The organism is Rhodococcus sp. NPDC004095, assembly GCF_053604015.1.
The window spans coordinates 81,567-100,561 of sequence record NZ_JBSGGS010000001.1 but is presented as its reverse complement, the minus strand read 5'-3'; the positions used below and the strand labels follow the sequence as shown (position 1 = coordinate 100,561).

Here is an 18,995-nt window from a genome sequence, read left to right as displayed (position 1 = left end):
GCTTGGCAGGGAGCTTGGAAGCTACGACCGTGCTTGTGCGACGAGCTGAGGCCGCACGCCCGGGTACACGCGGCGACCTTACCTTCTGCGACGGTGAACGAGGCGTCATTCAAACAATCGACATCAGATAACGGTCGAGCCCAATCGGGCGATGGTCCGGGTATGTGGGCGAACAACTCTGGCCGGGTCACCTGGCTTCTGCGGTCGGGCAGCTGGATTGGCGTCGCTGCGGCGGCCGGACTCACCGTCACCGGAACCCTCACTGGATGCAGTTCATCGACTGCGCAGCCCGAATCCCCGGATGTGAGCTACCTGCGCGAGGTGCATGCTGCCGCAGTCCCGTTCGGCAGCGACGAAGTCGCGATCAAGGTCGGGCAGGGCATGTGCGAGCTCATCGAACGGGCAGTCCTGAGCGGTCAGACCGTGGCCGACGCGAAGACCATTCTGAAGCAGCAGTCCGACAATGCCGGTGTCTACAGCAATGCCGACAACACCACGATCATTGTCGCAGCAGTGAGTTCGTACTGCCCTGAGTACACCGGCGGCAGATGACGGTGGCAGTCCAACCTCACTGCACCCCGCTGCTGAATCGGAGTGAATCATGAACCGCAGGATCATTTTCATGGCCGCCGCGCCGATTGTTGCGGTGGCGATCACGAGCTGCGCATCCGGGGAGACCACCTCGGGTACCGCAGCGGCGCAGTCGACCGCGTCGGCTCCCCGGGCTACGACCGCAACAATGTCGCCTGAGGGCACTCTCGACCGGCTCATCGGCCAGTTCGACCAGAACGGACTCCCGCATCAAGGTGCGCAGTGGCTGCAGGAACGCGCGGCCGAGGTCTGCGCGGACTGGGAGAAGATCGGTGGCGAGCGCGGCTTCCAGTACACCGCGCTGGGCCAGCTGAAGTACTACGGTCACGATCTGGCATTGGCCGCACCGGCGACGACCTATCTGACCCAGTACGGCTGCCCCCGGTGGGTCAAGTACATCAATTAGACCGGTCCGAGAGAGGAATCGCGTGGCTAAGACGCAATCCTGGGTCGCACACAAAACACTGGTATGGGCGGCGGGAGTCGCCATTCTCGCTGGAGTTCTCGCGCTACTGATCCCGGTGAGTGTCTCCCACCGAGGATCCGACGTTGGATGCGGCACCGCCCTGATCCGTGACCTGGTCCCGGCCGAGAACTACTCGATAGATCGCAGTACCGAGGGTTGGGCCCGGGTCCTCGGCTATGAATCCAGATCGCCAGCGTCGGACGCTTGGCGCCCTTATACCGCATGCACCGACGCGCTGACCGTCCGTCGCTGGATCGGGTGGGGTTCGATCGTCCTTGGTGTCGGCATCGCGACTGTCGCCTTCGTTCGCCGGCCGTCAGCATCGGTACCGGCACCGGAACCGTTGGTATTGCAGGGATCTCAGGCGCATCCGGCAGGCCGACACTCAGTTGCGCCCGCGCGGCAGGCCACGTCGTTGCAGCCAGTCGGCGGCCCGCCCTCGGGGTGGTATCCCGACCAGTTGGACCCGACCCGGCTGCGTTGGTTCGACGGGGTCAGGTGGACCGAGGCGACACTCCAGGTTCCCGGTCACGAGCCAGGACCTCCGCCGCCGCAGCCAACACCCTAGATCGCGAATCGTCGAATCTTGTCGGTGACCCGCGCTACAATTCGAACATGCTTTCGAGCGACGGTTCCGGGGGGTGCGGTCAGGTGGAACATCACCTGGCCGCTCTCGATGCCGCAGTCGAGGGCCTGCTGATGGAGTCGCTGTCGGGGCTGTCCGAAGCTGACGTCGTCGAGTCCCTGCAGCGGATGGAAGCGTCGCTGCGGAAGGCATCCGCAGTGGGGCACCGCCTGATCGTCGAGGCCGTCGAACGGTCCATCCCGGGGAATCTGGCCTGCCGATCGATCAACGACTTCCTGATCTCCACGCTCCGGATCTCCGGTGCCGATGCCGCCAAGCGGGTCAAGGGCGCCACCAAGGTTGGTACCTGGCACACCGTCGGCGGCGAGGAGATGGACCCGGTGTTGCCGACAACCGCGGCTGCGGTGAGGGAAGGTGCGGTCGCGCCGGACCATGTCGCCGCGATCGCGAAGACCATGCGCAAGGTCCCGCACGGCACCGACGCCGACGAGATCGCCGTCGCGGAGGAGATCCTTGCCGACGCCGCCCGCTCGACGACGCCGGAGGACGTCACCAAGATCGGCGTGCACCTGCTCGCGCATCTCAACCCGGACGGGGACGCGCCGGACGAGAAGGAACGCAAGCGTCGCCGCGGCATCCGCATCGGGAAACAGGGCGCGGACCTGTTGACGCCGATCTCCGGCATGCTCGACCCGGAACTGCGCGCCCTTCTCGACCCGGTCCTGGCGAAACTCGCCCGGCCCGGCATGAACAACCCCGACGACCCCGAATCCCCTTCCGGGGACCTCGATTCTCCGGGCTTGGACCGCACCGCTCTGGCGAAGGCTGCCGCCCGCGACACCCGAACTGCAGTGCAACGCAACCACGACGGGCTGAAAGTGGCGCTTCAGCAGATGCTCTCGTCCGGAATCCTCGGCAGCCACCGAGGTCTTCCGGTGACCGCGATCATCACCATGACGGTCGGGCAGCTCGAGAAGGCATCAGGAGTCGCGACTACGGCTACCGGCGGCATCGTTCCCATCCGCGACGCGCTGCGAATGGCTGAGAGGGCCCACCCCGTACTGGCCCTGTTCGACCACAACGGCCGGCCCCTGCACCTCGGTCGCAATCGCCGCCTCGCCTCGGGCGATCAGCGACTCGCGCTCATCGCCGCCTCCCGTGGCTGCACCAGACCCGGCTGCGATGCCCCCGCCTCCCTCACCGCCGTGCACCACATCACGGAATGGCAGGACGGCGGGCGCACCGACATCGCCAACGAGGACCTCGCCTGCGACAGCTGCCATGCCCTCGTTCACGACGGACCCGGCGGGTGGAAAACCCGTGTCGCACCACCCGACTCTGTCAATTCGGGTCGCACAGAGTGGATTGCGCCGCCGCATGTCGATCCGAACCGGAAGCCCCGCGTGAACCATCGCCACCACCTCGGTGACCTCGTTGTAGGTGCGCTCGCCCGTCACCGGGCTCGTCGGGACGCAGAGCTGCGGCGCTGGAGAGAGCAGAACGAACGAGACAACCGTGAGCACCCCGACAGGGCGACCGGAGGCGACGACGAGGTCCCCTGACCGGACCTGCCCTTGGGGGAAGACGAGACACCACCTACCGCCGAGCGAAAGACTGAGCCCGGACGGTCGTGAGGTGTCCACGTCCTGCCCTCGAAAGGGGCCGTCAGTAGGCGGCATTCGCCCCGTACTCGGCCTGCGCATACGTGAAGCCCTCGTACACCAGCTGATCAATCAGTCCGGACTTCGAGAACGAGGTGTAGTCGAGATACTGCTCGGCGCTCCGTGCTGCCTGCTTGTTCCAGTCAGCATTCAGATTGTCCACCGCGTACGTCGCATCCTCGGTGGAGAAGCCCTCGTACTCGAGCTGGTCGATCAGTCCGCTGCGGGAGAAGGCAGAGTAGTCGAGGTACTGCTGGGCGGACCGGACGGCGTTCCGCTGGCTGGAGCTGACCTGCGGCTTGGCCGGTGCAGGCGCGACAACAGGTGCAGGCGCGGGCGCCACCGTGGTCACCGGCGGAACGATGGCCGCCGCCGGGGCGCTGTTCGCCACAGGCTCCGCAGGTGCCGCAGGTGCCGCAGGGGCGATGCTCGGAACGGCGGACTTGCTGCTGGGCCTCGGTGCGGTCGTCGAGGCCACCGCCGCCTGGCTGCTCGGTGCGGCTGCGGTCACTGCGCCGCCCTTCTCTGCCTCACCTTCGCCGAAGGCACCGGCGAGGCCGAGAACCAGAACGATCGCGCCGACCACCCACGGCCACTTCTTCCGCTTCTTCGGTGCGGGTGCGACAGGCTGGTAGCCGGGCTGCAGGGTGGAGTAGGGCTCGGTCATGTCGTGCTCCTGTGGAGATGGTGCGTCGTCGCCGACGCGTCCCGCATTTGCGAGAGCCGGACAGAATGACAGAGCCCACCGACAAACTTCTGTGATCCTCCGGCCGGGCGAATCTGTCCGACCCGGTCCGTAGTGTTCGTCGGCTCCGGGAAAGCTCGGACGCCTGTGTCAAGATCAGCACGGAACGGACACGTCACTGCGCCTGGCGCACACGAGCTTGGAGAGGACTGCGGGTCCATGGTGGGGAACTTCGACTTCCTGCAGGCCGAATGGCCGCAACTGCATACCGAGGCCAAGAAGGCCGAGCGTGACGCGCTGTTCGATCCGCGTACGACCTGCTTCTACGCTCGCCGCACCGTCGAGCACACGGTCAAGTGGATCTACCGCACCCAGAACCTGCCCGAGCCCTACAAATCGGACCTCGCGGCCCGGCTGCACGACGGCAAGTTCGTTGGCGTCGTCGGGCACCAGCTGGTCACGAAGATGGACCTCATCCGCCGGCTCGGCAACGCCGCCGTCCACGAGGCCAAGCCGGTGTCCAAGGACTCCGGGCAGAAGGCGCTCGCCGAGCTGTTCCACATTCTGTCCTGGCTGGCCCGCAGCTATGCGACGCAGCCGTCCAGCAAGCCGTCGCCGCAGCAGCAGTTCGACGCCAACCGGCTGCCCAAGCCCGGTGGTGGTGCCGCCGTCGCGAAGACCGTCGCGCAGCTCAGCAAGCTCGAAGCAGAGATGGCCGCCAAGGATGCGCAACTCGAGCAGTCCGAGGCCAAGAATCAGGACCTCATTGCGCAGCTGAAGGCCCGCAACGAGGAGTTGGAAACAGCGGCACTCGAAAAGGCCAGCTACGAACAGCTCAATGCGGAACTGCGCGCCCAGATCGCCGCCGCGCAGGCAGCCAACACCGCGACCCCCGACACCCACGACTACGACGAGGCGCAGACCCGCCGCGACCTCGTCGACCTCATGCTTCACGAAGCCGGATGGGCCCTCGACCAGGAGCGGGACCGCGAGTACCCGGTCACCGGAATGCCCGACGGCAAGAACGGATTCGCCGACTACGTGCTGTGGGGCGCCGACGGGCTGCCGCTCGCCGTGGTCGAGGCGAAGAGGACGTCTGTCGACCCGATCGTCGGGCAGCAGCAGGCGAAGCTGTACGCGGACTGCCTCGAGCAGATGACGGGTCGGCGCCCGGTCATCTACTACAGCAACGGTTTCGAGCACCACTTCTGGGACGATCTGCGTTATCCGCCGCGACAGGTCGCCGGCTTCCACACCCGCGACGAACTGGACCTGCTGATCGCCCGCCGGTCCTCGCTGAAACCGCTCGCCGAGATCCCCGTCCCGCAGGAGATCGCGGGCCGCCCCTACCAGGAGAAGGCGATCCGCGCCGTCGCCGAGCGGTTCGAGCACGAGAACCAGCGCGCTGCGCTCCTCGTGATGGCAACCGGATCCGGCAAAACCCGCACCGTCGTCGCACTCACCGACATGCTGATGCGCGCCAACTGGGTCAAGCGCGTGCTGTTCCTCGCGGACCGCAAGGCCCTCGTCAAGCAGGCCGTCGGCGCGTTCAAGACGCACCTGCCCGACTCGTCGCCGGTGAACCTGTTGACGGACAAGAACACCGAGGGACGGGTCTACGTCTCCACCTATCCGACGATGATGGGCCTGATCGACGACATCGACACTGACACGAGACGGTTCGGCCCCGGCTACTTCGATCTCGTCGTCATCGACGAGGCCCACCGGTCCGTGTACCAGAAGTACCGGCACATCTTCCGGTACTTCGACTCGCTGCTCCTCGGGCTCACCGCCACCCCGAAGGACGAGGTGGACTACAACACCTACCAGCTGTTCCACCTCGAAACCGGCGTCCCGACTGACGACTACCCGCTCAAGCAGGCCATCGACGACAAGTACCTCGTGCCGCCGCGCGCGGTGAATGTGCCGCTCACGTTCCCGCTGCAGGGCATCCGCTACGCCGCTCTCACCGACGAGGAGAAGAAGCGGTACGAATCGATCGACTGGGGAGACGACGTCGCCGACGACGAGATCCCCGATGCCGTGCAGGCCGAGGCCGTCAACAAGTGGCTGTTCAACACCGACACCGTCGACAAGGTGCTCGAAACCGTGATGACCCACGGGCACCGCGTCGCCGGTGGGGACCGACTCGGCAAGACCATTGTCTTCGCGAAGAACGAACGGCACGCACAGTTCATTGCGGAACGGTTCGACGCCAACTACCCCGAGTTCAAGGGCTCCTTCGCCCGCGTCATCACCCACTCGGTCAACTACGGCCAGGACCTCATCGACAAGTTCTCCCGGCCCGACCAGGAACCGCACATCGCGATCTCCGTCGACATGCTCGACACCGGAATCGACGTCCCCGAAGTCGTGAACCTCGTGTTCTTCAAGCCGGTGCGCTCGAAGTCGAAGTTCTGGCAGATGGTGGGCCGAGGCACCCGGCTGCGGCCCGACCTCTACGGTCCCGGTCAGGACAAGACCGACTTCTTCATCTTCGACGTGTGCGGCAATTTCGACTACTTCGATCAAAACCCCGATGCATCGGAAGGTGCGCTCGCACCGTCACTTTCGCAGCGCCTCTTCGCGACCCGCACCGAACTGCTTGCCGCCCTCGACCGGTCCGGGTCCGCGCCGACGTTGCGTCGCGACACCGCCGATCTGCTGCACGGGCAGGTCGCGGGGATGCGCCTGGACAACTTCATCGTCCGCACCCGGCGACGCGAGGTGGAGAAGTACGCGGACCGGGCCGCTTGGGAGTCCGTCACCGAACGGCGGGCGGCCGAGATCGTCGAGAGCCTCGCCGGGCTGCCGACCACGGTCCGCGACACGGACGAGATGGCCAAGCGATTCGACCTGGTGGTGCTGCGCGGACAGCTGGCGGTGGTCGTCGCCGACGGCACCCTCCCCAAGTACGCCGACACCATCCGTGGCGTCGCGGACGGCCTCCTCGACGAGGGCCTGGCCATCCCCAAGGTGAAGGCCAAGGAGGAACTGCTGCGCGAGGTCGCGAGCGACGAGTGGTGGCAGGACGTCACCCCCGAGATGCTCGAACACGCCCGGCGCGAGCTCCGCTCCATCGTCGGGCTGTTGGAGAAGAAGAAGCGGGTTGTCGTCTACACCGACTTCACCGACACCCTCGGCGAGGTGGTGGAGCGCGACATGCCGGAGATGCGGTCCGGCACCGACGTCGAACGGTACACCGCGAAGGTGCGTGACTACCTGCGGCGCCAGCCGGACAACCTGGCGCTGCAGAAGGTGCGCTCGGGGAAGCCCCTGACGTCGGCCGACCTCGATTCGCTCGAGGAACTGTTGGCTCGCAGCGGCGCCGGCGACCCCGAGGACATGGAACGCGCCGTCGCCAACGCCGACGGACTCGCACGGTTCATCCGCTCCCTCGTCGGCCTCGACCAACAGGCGGTGCAGGAGGCGTTCGCGGAGTTCCTCGGTGAACGAACCGCGACGGCCAGTCAGATCGACTTCGTGAACCTGATCGTCGGGCACCTGACCCGGCACGGCGAGATGGATCCGAAACTGCTGTTCGAGGCCCCGTTCACCGACGCCGCACCGCAAGGGCCGTCACAGCTCTTCAACCCCGATCAGACGCAGCGTCTGCTGGGCGTGATCCGGTCGATCAACAGCTCCGCGGTGGCCGCCACCGCGTGACGGCCACCGGCACCGTCACGTCACGGTGAGCGAGCGGCTGTGCCACCCGCTGGCGCCGTCCGGGATCGGTTCGGCGCGCTGCTCGGTCTGGACGTTCCCGTCGAGGTCGGTGGCGCGGACCTGCAGGGTGTGGGTGCCGGGGGTGGCACGCCACCGCCAGGTCCACTGCCGCCAGGTGTCGATCGAGTACTCGGGGGCGAGGGTCGCGTCCTGCCACGGGCCGTTGTCGGCGCGGACCTCGACACGGGCGATGCCACGGTGCTGGGCCCACGCAGTGCCCGCGACCAGGACGTCACCGGCGCCCACGTGGGCGAACGACGCCGGGACGTCGATCCGGGAGGCGGTCTTGATCGGGGCCCGCTCACCCCAGCCGCGCCGTGTCCAGTACGCCTGGGCCCGGTCGAAGCGGGTCACCTCCCAGTCCACCACCCACTTGGTGGCGGAGACGAATCCGTAGAGGCCGGGCACGACCTGCCGGACGGGGTAGCCGTGCTCGAACGGCAGCGGTTGCCCGTTCATCGTGACCGCGAGCATCGCGTCCCGGCCGTCGCGCAGGACCGCGATCGGGGTGCCCGAGGTGAACCCGTCGGAACTGGTCGACAGCAGCATGTCGGCGTCGGGGGACACGCCGGCCTCGTCGAGCAGGTCCTTGATCCGGTAGCCGATCCAGGTGGCATTCCCGGCGAGGCTGCCGCCGACCTCGTTGGAGACGCAGGTGAGGGTGATGGTGCGTTCGATCGGGGTCCGGGCGACCAGATCCGCCCACCGCACCGTGATCTCGCGGTCGACCATGCCGTGGATGCGAAGGCTCCAGTCGTCGGTGGTGAGCATCGGCACCCGCAGGGCGGTGTCGATGCGGTAGAAGTCCTCGTTGCTCGTGACGAACGGGGTCGCCCCGGGGACGGCGATGTCCATGCCCGGCGCGACGGCCGGTGCCCGGTTCCTCGCGGCGACCGCGGGTAGGACGAAGGCCATCCGGTTGCGCACCGCCCCCGCGATCGTGCCGGCCAGGTGACGTCCGGCCGCCCCCGCGGCCACCGCCACCGCGGCCGCGGTGCCCGCCAGCACGAGAAACCGTCGGCGGGACATGGCGACCCGTTCGGGTGCCGGCTCGTCGAGGTCGCGAGCACGGCAGGTCAGGAGCCTCAGGGTGAGAACTCCGGCGGCGACCCCGACGATCGTGGGGACGGCGTCGACGGCGGTCGCGCCGGGGCGGGTGGTCGCCGCGTACACCCCGACCGCGCCGAGTGCCACGAGGATGGCGCTGCCGTACGGTCGGCGGGTGCGTTCGACGATGCCTGCGATCGCGGCGAGCACCACGATCAGGACGCTCATGCCGATGAACAACGCCGGCTTGTCGTTGGTCTCGAACGTCTTGATCGCGAATTCGCGTGCCCACGCCGGACTCCGGTCGACGGTTGTCGACCCGACCGCGAAGAACGGGGACGCCGACGAGCCGATCGGCACCGCCACCAGCTCGCCGACCCCCAGAATCACCGCGGCGGCGAGCACTCCCGACAGTGCACGTCCCGGCAGCGTTCGCCACCGGCTCACTTGCGGGCCTTGCCCCGGTTCCGTGTTCGGTTCCCCGTGTGCTTCCGTCGTCATCGGATCCCACGCCCTCTCTGCTCAATTGTGAACGGTTCGGAGCGGCAGCGGAATCGGATGGGTGTCGTGAATCGGCCCGCGAGAGTTTCCGCGAATTCGACCCATCCGATTCGCCGTGGGTGTCGAAAGCCTGACGGCACCGGTCCATCGGCAGAGGCTGGGTCCCACGACCGAGATCGACGAAAGTGGGAATCACGGTGAAGACGAACCCGACCCCAGCCGCAGTCGGCCTCGCCGCAGTGGTGGTCCTCGGACTGTCCGCCTGCTCATCCGGCGGCGAGGACTCGAACGCGTCGGAGTCGGTGCCGCCCATGCCTGCCGCAGAGTCGACGCCCGCGGACATGCACGCCACCGGAAGCTGATCAGGCCCACACCCGAAGCGGGTGTGGGCCTTTTGGTGCCGACCGGCATCGCCCGGTCGGCGTCGATCGGCCGCCTGGGTTCAGGACATGTACTGCGCCCGCCAGGCCAGGACCCCGGTGCTGACGGCGACCGCGATCAGCAGGACCGTCCACACCGCGCGGGGCAGGTGGGTGAGGACGCGCAGCTGGTCGAGATCCGAACGGCCCGAGTGGGTTCGAGCGGCCTCGAGGATGGTGCGCAGGTTGCCCATCAGCAGCAGCCAGATCGCGGTGTACGCGAAATGCAGTTGCAGAGTGGGGGATCCGTACCAGGCGACGGCGCCGACCGCAGCCCCGGACGCGACCAGGACGAGGAACCCGAAGACGTTCCGGATGAACGGGATCATCGCGGCGATCAACGCCACCGCGCCCCACAACAGGATCGGCAGGCGGCCCGCGGCGATCAGCGCGGCCCCGGCGAGGCCGAGCAGGGACGGCGCCAGATAGCCGGCCGCGGCCGTCAGCACCATCCCCGGACCGCGGGGCTTGCCCCGCGACAGCGTCAACCCGGAGGTGTCCGAGTGCAGCCGGATGCCCGTCAGTCGCCTGCCGGTCGCGACGGCCGCCAGCGCATGGCCGGCCTCGTGTGCCAGGGTCACCACGTGCCGCGTCAGATTCCACAGCGGCCGCCACAGCACCGCGGCCGCGGCCAGCACGAGGGGGAGATACGCCGACCAGCCGGCCCAGTACGAGTTCACCCGACCATGGTGCCAATGCCGTCCGCGGCGATGCGCACGGCGCATCGCCGGACGCCGAAAGTTGCATTGGACGACCACGAACGGGCGTGACTAGCGTCACAAATCGGACGCCGGACGACCCGAGCCGGCGCCGGTTCACGAGGAGCGGTCAATGAGGACGCGCGCAGCGGTATTGAAGGAACAGCCCGGAGCCTGGCAGGTCATCGACGTGGAGCTGGACGATCCCGGCTTCGGTGAGGTGCTGGTCGAGATGGTCGCCACCGGGCTCTGCCACTCCGACGACCACATGGCGGTCGGCGATTCCCCGGTCGGGCACCTGCCGTTCTGCGGCGGGCACGAGGGCGCAGGCATCGTCCGCAAGGTCGGTGCCGGGGTGCGGAACCTGAACGTCGGCGACCACATCGTGACGTCCTTCATCCCGTCCTGCGGGACTTGTCGCTGGTGCGCGTCCGGCATGCAGAACCTCTGCGACAACGGCGCGCTCATCCTCGAGGGGACCCAGCTCGACGGCGGGTTCCGGATGCACACCACCGACGGCGAGGACGTCGCCACGGCAGCCATGCTCGGCACGTTCGCGGAATGGCAGGTCCTCGACGAGGTGTCGTGCATCAAGGTGCGCGACGACGTCCCGCTGAACGTCGCGTGCCTGGTCGGCTGCGGTGTACCCACCGGCTGGGGTTCGGCCACCAACGGTGCCGAGGTGAAGGTCGGCGACGTGGTGATCGTGATGGGTGTCGGCGGCATCGGCATCAACGCCGTGCAGGGCGCCGCGCACGCGGGCGCGGCGCACGTCATCGCGGTCGACCCGGTCGCGTTCAAACGGGAGATGGCGCTCAAGCTCGGTGCCACCGAGGCGTACGAGAACATGGAGCAGGCCACCGGGTTCGCCAAGTCCATCACCAACGGGCAGGGCGCCGACTCCGCGATTGTCACCGTCGGCGTCATCCACGGTGAGCACGTGGGCGAGGCGTTCGCGGCGATCCGCAAGGCCGGCACCGTCGTGGTGACAGCGCAGGGGGCCGTCACCGAGGTCGGCATGCCGATCAACCTCTTCGAGATCTCCATGTACCAGAAGCGGATTCAGGGTGTCCTGTTCGGCATGGGATCGCCCCGCGAGGCGGTCCCGCGCCTGCTCGACCTCTACGCGGAGGGCAAGCTGCACCTCGACGAGCTGGTCACCCGCCGCTACACGCTGGACCAGATCAACGAGGCGTACGCGGACATGCACGCCGGTGTGAACATCCGCGGCGTCATCGACTACGCGAGTTAGTTTTCGGTGGATTTCTTCACCGGCTAGGCTGCCCGGCGGGGGCGGCCGGCCGGTGAAGGGATCGACGGATGGACCTGCGCAAACTGGAGCAGTTCGCCGAGGTCGCGCGTTGCGGCAGCTTCCACCGCGCGGCCGAGACGCTGCACATGTCGCAGCCTGCGCTGTCCCGCAGCATCCAGTCCCTCGAACGGCAGTACGGGGTGCGGCTGCTCGAACGCGGCCGCGACGGCGTCCTGATCACCGAGGTCGGCCGGCAGGTTCTCGCCTCCGCGGACACCCTGTTGCGCGGAGCCGAGGAGCTCAAGAACGTGATGCGGTCGGCCGCCGCGGGCCTGGCGGGAGAGATCTCGTTCGGGATCTCGCCATCGTCGGCATCGAATCTGTTGCCGCGCTTGATGACCGAGGTGGTTCGCGACCATCCCGAACTGTCGGTGCGGATCACGATCGACTCCGTCGACGCGCTCACCGAGGCGCTGTTCGCCGGGTCCGTCGAGGTGTTCCTCGCGCTGGCGCATCCCGCGCACTCCCTCGACCGGCTTCGCGTCGATCGGCTCGGTCCCAGCCGGGTTGAGTTCAGCGTCCGCGAGGGGCACCCCCTCGACACCGGAAACCCCGTCCCGGTGGAGGCGCTGCGGGACTACCCGGTGGTCGCGGTCACCGCGTGGAACGGCTACCTGAACTCGCTGCCGGTGCGATTCGACCGCTCGCTGCTGCGGGCCTCGATCGAACTCGACAACTATGAGCTGCTGACCTCCACCGTGCTCGCGACGGACGCCGTGCTCGTGGGATCGGGGTGGACTCCCGGCCGGGGACTCGCCCTGCTCGCATTCAGCGAGGACCTGGGCATCCCCGAGACCGAGGCCGCGATGTACTCGCTGCGTTCGCGCACCCGGTCCCCGCTCGTCGATGCCCTCGTCGACTGGGTCAGGGCGGTGCGCTGAACCGTGAGTCACCCGGCGGCGGGTGGTTGCAGCGCCCGGACGAGCGCCAGCAGCTGGGTGCGCAGGGCGGTCACGTCGCCGACCGCGGCGGTCAGCGTGGTGTCCTCCCGCTCCACTTCGATCAGGCGCCGATAGGTGCGGAGCCCCGCTTCGGTCGCGGTCACGAGCTTCCGGCGGTCGTCGTGGGGGTCCGGTTCGCGGCTGACGTACCCCGCGCGTTCGAGCTTCTCGAGCGTCCGGCTCATGGTCTGGTCGGTCACCCGCGCGGTGCGGGCGATCTCGCGCTGCGATGCCGGTGCCGCCGCGACGGCGTGCAGGACGAACAGGCCGGCATGGGTGAGGTCGTGGGTGCGCAGCAACGACTCCCAGGACTGTTCGACCAGGCGTGCAGCGGTCGACAGCAGGCGTCCGGTGGGCCAGGTGTCGGTGCTGTCGGGGTCCATCGCGTTCCTCCTCCCTCGGGTGCGGGTTGCATTTGTTCAGCAGGCTGAGCAAAATCCCGAATCGGACATGGCCATCGAATCCCTCCGGAGGACGAGCGTGACGACCACGGCACCGACCAGGACTCGGCGTCTGCGCTGGATTCTGCCAGCACTTCTGATCCTCGCCTGGCTCGCGCTCGCCGGCGCCGGTGGCCCGTTCGCGGGCAAGCTGACCGACGTCCAGACCAACGACAGCACCTCCTTCCTGCCCGCGTCCGCGGAGGCGACCGAGGTCGCCCGGCTGCAGAGCGGCTTCCAGGACACCACCTTCGTGCCCGCGATCGTGGTCGCGGAACGCAATTCCGGTGTCGAGACCGCCGACGCCGCGTTCCTCAACGAGCGCATCGGCGAGATGGCCGGGACCGAGGGCTTCGGTCCGCAGTTCTCCCCACCGATCCGGTCCGAGGACGGAAGGGCGCTGCAGATGTTCGTTCCGGTCGACAGCACCGGCGAACTGAAGGACACGGTCGCGGACCTGCGGGCCGCCCTCGCCGGCGCACCCGACGGGCTGTCCGTGCACGTCACCGGTCCGGCGGGGAGCGCGGCAGATCTCAGCGCCGCCTTCGGGGGCATCGACGGGCTGCTACTGCTAGTCGCCGGGGTAGTGGTGATTCTCATCCTGATCGTGGTCTACCGCAGCCCGATCCTGCCGTTCGTCGTCATCTTCTCCGCGCTGTTCGCCCTGGTCCTGGCGTGCCTGCTCGTGTACCTGCTCGCGGACGCGGGCGCGATCACCCTCAACGGCCAGAGCCAGGGCATCCTGTTCATCCTGGTGTTCGGTGCCGCAACGGATTACGCGCTGTTGCTCGTTGCCCGGTTCCGGGAGGAACTGCGCCGCGAACGTGACCGCTACCGGGCGATGACCGCCGCGTGGCGTGCCACCCTCGAACCCGTCGCGGCCTCGGCGGGCACCGTCATCGCCGGCGTGCTGTGCCTGCTGCTTTCCGACCTCAACTCCAACCGCGGCCTCGGCCCGGTCGCCGCGATCGGCATCGCAGCCTCGTTCGTGGCCTCGATGACGTTCCTGCCCGCCGTGCTGGTCCTGCTTGGCCGCGCGTCGTTCTGGCCGCGCCGACCGGAGTGCACCGGAGCCGCCGACGACGGTGGGCACGGATTCTGGGCGTCCCTCGCGGCCCGGATCGGGCGCAACCCGCGCCGGTTCTGGGTCGGTTCCGCGCTCGTACTGCTGCTGTTCGCGCTCTTGGTGCCGCAGTTCCGGGCCGGCGGTGTGGCCCAGTCCGACACCTTCCTGTTCGAGGCCGACTCCGTCGCCGGTCAGCAGGTGCTCGGTGACCACTTCGACGCGGGCAACGGGTCACCGGCCGTGATCGTCGCCAACGCGGACACGCTCGATGCGGTGCGTGCCGCCGCCGACGTCCCCGGCGTCGTCGACGTCACCGTCCTCTCCGAGGGCGGCGCGGCGAAGATCGTCGACGGCCGGGTCCTGCTGGAGGCGACCCTCACCGATCCCGCCGACTCGCTCGACGCCGAGGACACCGTGCAGCGTCTGCGCGAGGCCGTGCACACGATCGACGGGGCGGACGCCCTGGTCGGCGGGCCAACGGCCACCGACCTCGACACCCGCACCACCGCGACGCACGATCGCAACCTGATCATCCCCGTGGTCAGCCTGGTGGTCCTGGCGATCCTGTGCCTGTTGCTGCGCTCGCTGCTCGCGCCGCTGCTGCTGATGGGCACGGTGATCCTGTCGTTCGCCGCGACGCTGGGCATCTCGTCGATCGTGTTCAACCACATCCTCGGCTTCCCGGGAGCCGACCCGGTCGTGCCGTTGTTCGCGTTCGTGTTCCTGGTGGCGCTCGGCATCGACTACAACATCTTCCTGATGACCCGGGTGCGCGAGGAAGCCGCGAAGGTCGGCACCCGTGCCGGGGTGCTGCGCGGGCTCACCGTCACCGGCGGGGTGATCACCTCGGCCGGGGTGGTGCTCGCAGCCACCTTCTCCGCGCTCGCGGTGATCCCGCTGATCTTCCTCGCGCAGATCGCGTTCATCGTGGCGTTCGGCGTCCTCCTCGACGCGCTCGTCGTGCGGTCGCTGCTGGTGCCCGCGCTCGTCCACGACATCGGCCCGCGCGTCTGGTGGCCGAGCGCGTTGGCGAGGCGGCCCGAGCCGGTGGTCGCCGAGCAGGACGAGACGGTCCCGGTGGCCTAACCGTGGATGCGGGCGAACGGACGAGCCTGCTCGAGTTCGAACGCCAGCTCGAGCAGGGTGCGTTCGTCGCCGTGCGCGGCCGAGAAGTGCACGCCAAGAGGAAGACCCGTCGACGTGGTGTGCAGCGGCAGTGAGATCGCCGGGGTGCCCGCGGCGTTGTTCAACGGCGTGAACGCCGTGTAGGTGATCAGCTTGTCGAACAACGTCTCGAAAGGCTGTGCGGGGGAGAGGAACCCGAGTTCCGGGGTGGTGTGACCGAGGACCGGGGACAGGATCACGTCATACGAGGCGAACAACTGCACCGCCCGGTGTGCCGTGCGACGCAGCCGGTAGAGCACCTGCGGGGTCCGGGCGATGTTGCGGCGGTACAGTGCATCCAGGCCGCGGGTCAGGTTGTCGGTGCGGGCCTTGTCGAAGTCGGGACCGAGCATCTTCTTCCCGCCGGCGCAGATCGCGAACGACAGGAAGCCCCAGTAGATGCTGAAATCCTCGACGAACTCCGGGCCCACCGGCAGCGGCGCGTCGTCTACGTGATGGCCGAGGTCGGCGAGCAGGTCCGCGGTCGCGCTGACCGCCGCGCGGGTCTCGTCGTCGGTGGGTTTGCCGTTGACCGAATCGGTGACGACCCCGATCCGCAGCCGCGTCGCGCTCGGGCCCTCCACCAGTCTGATCGGCGGCAACTTCGGGTTGCGGCGGTACCGTTCGGCGGCCGCGTAGTAGCGGGCCGTGTCCCGGACGGTCCGGGTCACCACACCCTGGGTGACCAGGCGGACCGGCATCGACTGGTCCTTCGGGTCCGCGAGCATCCGGCCCCGGGTCGGCTTGAGCCCCACCAGGCCGCAGGCCGCGGCCGGAATCCGGATCGAGCCGCCGCCGTCGTTGCCGTGTGCGATCGGCACCACCCCCGCCGCCACCAGCGCCGCCGCGCCGGCCGATGACGCGCCCGACGAGTACGCCGGATTCCACGGATTTTGCACCGCCTCGGCGGTCGCGAACTCCCCGCTCGGACTGAACCCGAACTCCGGCAGCCGGGTCTTGCCCAGCGACACGAGGCCACTCGACAGCAGTTGCGTCACCGCCGGACTGTCCGCCCGGGCGGGCCGCGGGGTGAACGCCGCGCAGCCCTCACCGGTCGGCAGGCCCGCCACGTCGACGTTGTCCTTGACGAACGTCGGCACGCCGGCGAACGGGCCGTCGAGCGGGCCGTCCGCCCATCCCAGGGCCCGCTCGAAGTCGGCGGTCTCGATCGCCGCGAGCGGTGACACCGCCTCCGCCCGCGCGATCGCCGCCTCCACCGCCTCCCGAGCGGTGATCTCACCGGACGCGAGGCGGGCCGCGATCCCGGTGGCGTCGAGGTCGCCGAGGGCGTCGTCGCGGAACGCGTGGACTGCAGTGGTGCCGACGGTCATATGCCGACTCTAGAGCGGATCGATGTCCGTGACACCGGACTCCGTCAACTCCAGCCACCGGGTGATCCCGATGTCGCGCAGGAACGGCACGTCGTGGCTGACGACCACGAGCGCGCCCCGGAACTGGGTCAGGGCCTCGGTCAGGTGCTGCAGGCTCGGCAGGTCGAGGTTGTTGGTCGGCTCGTCGAGCAGCAGCAGGCGCGGCGCGGGCTCCGCCAGCAGGATCGTCGCCAGCGCAGCCCTCAGTCGTTCGCCGCCGGACAGCGCCGCGGCCGGCACGTCCGCATCGCGTCCACGGAACAGGAAGCGCGCCAACCGCGCCCGCACCTGTTCGTCGGTCGCGTGCGGTGCCGCGTCCGCGACGTTCTGCGCCAGCGTCCGGGACTCGTCGAAGACGTCGAGGCGTTGCGGCAGCACCCGCCACGGCACCGCGGGTGGGGCGTCGGCGATCGCGCGCAGCAGAGTGGTCTTGCCGATTCCGTTGCGGCCGACCAGGGCGATCCGTTCCGGGCCCGTCACGCCGAGCTCGACGTGCTGGCCGGTCGGCAGCGTGACGTGGACGTCGAGCACCCGCTGTCCGGGGTGAACCACGCTGTCGGGCAGGTCGATTCGGATCTGCTTGTCCTCGCGGAGGGCGTCCTCGGCCTCGCTGAGCGTGCGGCGGGCCTCGTCGAGCTTGTCCTGGTGGTTGCCCCGCAGCTTGCCCGCGGAGACCTGTGCCTGCCGCTTGCGTTCGCCGGCCAGGATCGGGGGCAGGCTCGACTCCATCTTCTTGCCGTACCGTTGCCTGCGGTCGATCTTGATCTGCGCCTCGATCAGTTCGCGGCCCTGCCTGCGCACGTCCGCGCGGGCGTCCCGGACCGTGGCCCGTGCGGCCTCCTGCTCGGCCTGCACCGCCTGCTCGTAGTGCGTGAAATCGCCACCGAAGAAGCGCAGCCCCCCGTCGCGGAGTTCGGCGATCGTGTCCATCCGGTCCAGCAGTGCGCGGTCGTGGCTGACCACGACGACGATGCCCGGGAACTGGTCGACCGCCGTGTACAGGCGCGCCTTCGCGTGCAGGTCGAGATTGTTGGTCGGCTCGTCGAGAAGCAGCACCTGCGGGTCGGACAACAGCGCGGCGGTCAGGCCGAGCAGCATCGTCTCGCCGCCGGACAGGGTTCCCACCGTGCGGCCGAGGCCGTCGGGGTCGCCCGCGACATGCGCGAGACCGAGCCGGTCCAGGGTGGCGACGGCACGTTCCTCGACGTCCCAGTGACTTCCGACGACGGTGTAGTCGTCTTCGGTGCCCTCCCCGGACTCGATGCGGTGCAGCGCCTTTCGCTGCCCCTCGATGCCGAGGACGGCGTCGACGGTGCGAGTGGGGTCCAGGGTGAGGTCCTGCCTCAGGTAGGCGAGATCGCCGCCGACGGTCACGGAGCCGCGGTCGGGTCGCAGGCGTCCGGCGATCAGCCGCAGCAGCGTGGACTTGCCTGCCCCGTTGCGTCCGACCAGGCCGGTGCGCCCCGGCGGGAACACGGCGTCGACGCCTTCGAGCACGGATTCACCGTCGGGCCAGGAGAACGAGAGGTCGGAAAGGACGAGCGAAGACAGGGTCGACAGCGCTCTTGGAGATGAGGACATGGAGCTCCTTCGAAGGGTGGGTGCGGTGCGCACGCGAGAGACGCGGCGCGCGGTCACTACCTCCGAATGAGCAATGGTCTTCCGATCGTCGACAACAGGACGTCCTCAAGGCTAGGGGCGTCCGCTCGTGCGGGCAAGCGAATTTGTCCGGCGTCACCAGGCGGCCCGGTCCGCTACAGCTGCGGGCCCTCCGCGCGCAGGTCGTCGACCTTGCGCATCGCCTCGCGCAGTTCGGCGAGCCACTCGTCCGCGTGCTGGCCGGCGAGCCGGACGGTCCAGGCGAGCGCGTCGGCGCGGGACCGGGCGACGCCGGCGTCGACGAGGGTGTCGAGCACCTTGCGTTCGGGCTGCCGCAGCCGCGTCATCACCGGCACCGCCAGGTGGGTGAACAGCTGGTGGTGGTCGCCGATGGTCACGCCCCACGCGACCTTGCGGCCGTAGCGGTCCTCGGCCTCGTCCGCGATCCGCATCCGCTGCGTCCGGGTGGACTCGCGGAACCGGGACACGCGTCCCTCCACGGCGGCCGGGGTGGCCTCCTCGGGTGCGGCCAGCTCGCCGGTCACCACGATCTCCTCGCGGTCCACCTCGATGGTCGGCGGGCCGGTGAACCAGTCGTCGGGCAGGCGGCCGGAGAACCACTCGGCCACGTCGCGCGTGTCGGGCGCCTGCGCTTGCTGCCAGCCGCCGCTGCGGCCGAACCGGCGATTCGATGAGTATCCCATTGCTCTCACCTCGGTTGTT

16 protein-coding genes are annotated in these 18,995 nt (G+C 68.8%); 9 read left to right on the top strand and 7 right to left on the bottom strand.

Going from position 1 to position 18,995, the window contains the following annotated elements:
- The first annotated feature begins 93 nt into the window (after positions 1-93).
- Genes ACWEPG_RS00400 through ACWEPG_RS00385 form a run of 4 tightly spaced genes read left to right on the top strand, consistent with a single transcriptional unit; the run spans position 94 to position 3,205 of the window.
- Positions 94-552, top strand: a complete 459-nt coding sequence (locus tag ACWEPG_RS00400; protein WP_452593605.1) for a DUF732 domain-containing protein — start codon at positions 94-96, stop codon at positions 550-552.
- A 49-nt stretch (positions 553-601) separates the two neighbouring features.
- Positions 602-997 (top strand): hypothetical protein, encoded by a 396-nt coding sequence (locus tag ACWEPG_RS00395; protein WP_452593604.1) that lies wholly within the window; start codon positions 602-604, stop codon positions 995-997.
- 22 nt (positions 998-1,019) lie between these two features.
- A complete protein-coding gene (locus ACWEPG_RS00390; protein ID WP_452593603.1) occupies positions 1,020-1,625 on the top strand; it encodes a DUF2510 domain-containing protein in 606 nt (201 codons plus the stop codon).
- 47 nt (positions 1,626-1,672) lie between these two features.
- Positions 1,673-3,205: a DUF222 domain-containing protein gene (locus ACWEPG_RS00385; RefSeq protein ID WP_452593602.1), complete on the top strand. Its 1,533-nt coding sequence runs from the start codon at positions 1,673-1,675 to the stop codon at positions 3,203-3,205.
- Between the two features lie 103 nt (positions 3,206-3,308).
- Here the strand turns inward: ACWEPG_RS00385 and ACWEPG_RS00380 are convergent, their stop codons facing one another.
- Positions 3,309-3,971, bottom strand: coding sequence for an Ltp family lipoprotein (locus ACWEPG_RS00380; protein WP_452593601.1), 663 nt, complete (start codon positions 3,969-3,971; stop codon positions 3,309-3,311).
- Between the two features lie 237 nt (positions 3,972-4,208).
- Here ACWEPG_RS00380 and ACWEPG_RS00375 point away from each other — a divergent pair, with 237 nt between their 5' ends.
- Positions 4,209-7,655 (top strand): DEAD/DEAH box helicase family protein, encoded by a 3,447-nt coding sequence (locus tag ACWEPG_RS00375; protein ID WP_452593600.1) that lies wholly within the window; start codon positions 4,209-4,211, stop codon positions 7,653-7,655.
- Positions 7,656-7,670: 15 nt separating this feature from the next.
- Here the strand turns inward: ACWEPG_RS00375 and ACWEPG_RS00370 are convergent, their stop codons facing one another.
- Positions 7,671-9,263, bottom strand: coding sequence for a molybdopterin-dependent oxidoreductase (locus ACWEPG_RS00370; protein ID WP_452593599.1), 1,593 nt, complete (start codon positions 9,261-9,263; stop codon positions 7,671-7,673).
- A 197-nt stretch (positions 9,264-9,460) separates the two neighbouring features.
- Between ACWEPG_RS00370 and ACWEPG_RS00365 the strand changes: the two genes are divergently transcribed.
- On the top strand, positions 9,461-9,625 hold the full coding sequence (locus ACWEPG_RS00365) for a hypothetical protein (protein WP_452593598.1): 165 nt from the start codon (positions 9,461-9,463) through the stop codon (positions 9,623-9,625).
- Between the two features lie 80 nt (positions 9,626-9,705).
- Here the strand turns inward: ACWEPG_RS00365 and ACWEPG_RS00360 are convergent, their stop codons facing one another.
- The gene (locus ACWEPG_RS00360; protein ID WP_452593597.1) at positions 9,706-10,362 is read right to left on the bottom strand and encodes a M50 family metallopeptidase; all 657 of its coding nucleotides are present in this window, start codon (positions 10,360-10,362) and stop codon (positions 9,706-9,708) included.
- 151 nt (positions 10,363-10,513) lie between these two features.
- Between ACWEPG_RS00360 and ACWEPG_RS00355 the strand changes: the two genes are divergently transcribed.
- Both ACWEPG_RS00355 and ACWEPG_RS00350 read left to right on the top strand, forming a co-directional pair.
- Positions 10,514-11,632: an NDMA-dependent alcohol dehydrogenase gene (locus ACWEPG_RS00355; protein ID WP_450111975.1), complete on the top strand. Its 1,119-nt coding sequence runs from the start codon at positions 10,514-10,516 to the stop codon at positions 11,630-11,632.
- A 68-nt stretch (positions 11,633-11,700) separates the two neighbouring features.
- Complete coding sequence (locus ACWEPG_RS00350) at positions 11,701-12,573, top strand: LysR family transcriptional regulator (protein ID WP_450111976.1); 873 nt, start codon at positions 11,701-11,703, stop codon at positions 12,571-12,573.
- Between the two features lie 8 nt (positions 12,574-12,581).
- On the opposite strand, the gene ACWEPG_RS00345 is transcribed toward ACWEPG_RS00350, so the two are convergent.
- Positions 12,582-13,016, bottom strand: coding sequence for a MarR family winged helix-turn-helix transcriptional regulator (locus tag ACWEPG_RS00345; RefSeq protein WP_450111977.1), 435 nt, complete (start codon positions 13,014-13,016; stop codon positions 12,582-12,584).
- 67 nt (positions 13,017-13,083) lie between these two features.
- On the opposite strand from ACWEPG_RS00345, the gene ACWEPG_RS00340 reads away from it, so the two are divergent.
- Positions 13,084-15,225, top strand: a complete 2,142-nt coding sequence (locus tag ACWEPG_RS00340; protein ID WP_452593596.1) for an MMPL family transporter — start codon at positions 13,084-13,086, stop codon at positions 15,223-15,225.
- On the opposite strand, the gene ACWEPG_RS00335 is transcribed toward ACWEPG_RS00340, so the two are convergent.
- From ACWEPG_RS00335 to ACWEPG_RS00325, 3 genes are all read right to left on the bottom strand, one after another.
- Positions 15,222-16,634: an amidase gene (locus tag ACWEPG_RS00335; RefSeq protein WP_452593595.1), complete on the bottom strand. Its 1,413-nt coding sequence runs from the start codon at positions 16,632-16,634 to the stop codon at positions 15,222-15,224. The genes ACWEPG_RS00340 and ACWEPG_RS00335 overlap by 4 nt on opposite strands.
- Before the next feature lie 9 nt (positions 16,635-16,643).
- Complete coding sequence (locus tag ACWEPG_RS00330) at positions 16,644-18,254, bottom strand: ABC-F family ATP-binding cassette domain-containing protein (RefSeq protein ID WP_450111980.1); 1,611 nt, start codon at positions 18,252-18,254, stop codon at positions 16,644-16,646.
- A 173-nt stretch (positions 18,255-18,427) separates the two neighbouring features.
- Positions 18,428-18,976, bottom strand: coding sequence for a hypothetical protein (locus ACWEPG_RS00325; protein ID WP_452593594.1), 549 nt, complete (start codon positions 18,974-18,976; stop codon positions 18,428-18,430).
- Positions 18,977-18,995 lie beyond the last annotated feature (19 nt).

Excerpts from the sequence above, each read along its gene's own strand:
- ACWEPG_RS00395 (WP_452593604.1), top strand. The coding sequence starts at position 602 with ATGAACCGCAGGATCATTTTCATGGCCGCCGCGCCGATTGTTGCGGTG.
- ACWEPG_RS00355 (WP_450111975.1), top strand. The coding sequence starts at position 10,514 with ATGAGGACGCGCGCAGCGGTATTGAAGGAACAGCCCGGAGCCTGGCAG.
- ACWEPG_RS00340 (WP_452593596.1), top strand. The coding sequence starts at position 13,084 with ATGGCCATCGAATCCCTCCGGAGGACGAGCGTGACGACCACGGCACCG.
- ACWEPG_RS00370 (WP_452593599.1), bottom strand. The coding sequence starts at position 9,263 with ATGACGACGGAAGCACACGGGGAACCGAACACGGAACCGGGGCAAGGC.
- ACWEPG_RS00345 (WP_450111977.1), bottom strand. The coding sequence starts at position 13,016 with ATGGACCCCGACAGCACCGACACCTGGCCCACCGGACGCCTGCTGTCG.
- ACWEPG_RS00385 (WP_452593602.1), top strand. The coding sequence starts at position 1,673 with ATGCTTTCGAGCGACGGTTCCGGGGGGTGCGGTCAGGTGGAACATCAC.
- ACWEPG_RS00335 (WP_452593595.1), bottom strand. The coding sequence starts at position 16,634 with ATGACCGTCGGCACCACTGCAGTCCACGCGTTCCGCGACGACGCCCTC.
- ACWEPG_RS00375 (WP_452593600.1), top strand. The coding sequence starts at position 4,209 with ATGGTGGGGAACTTCGACTTCCTGCAGGCCGAATGGCCGCAACTGCAT.
- ACWEPG_RS00380 (WP_452593601.1), bottom strand. The coding sequence starts at position 3,971 with ATGACCGAGCCCTACTCCACCCTGCAGCCCGGCTACCAGCCTGTCGCA.
- ACWEPG_RS00330 (WP_450111980.1), bottom strand. The coding sequence starts at position 18,254 with ATGTCCTCATCTCCAAGAGCGCTGTCGACCCTGTCTTCGCTCGTCCTT.
- ACWEPG_RS00350 (WP_450111976.1), top strand. The coding sequence starts at position 11,701 with ATGGACCTGCGCAAACTGGAGCAGTTCGCCGAGGTCGCGCGTTGCGGC.
- ACWEPG_RS00325 (WP_452593594.1), bottom strand. The coding sequence starts at position 18,976 with ATGGGATACTCATCGAATCGCCGGTTCGGCCGCAGCGGCGGCTGGCAG.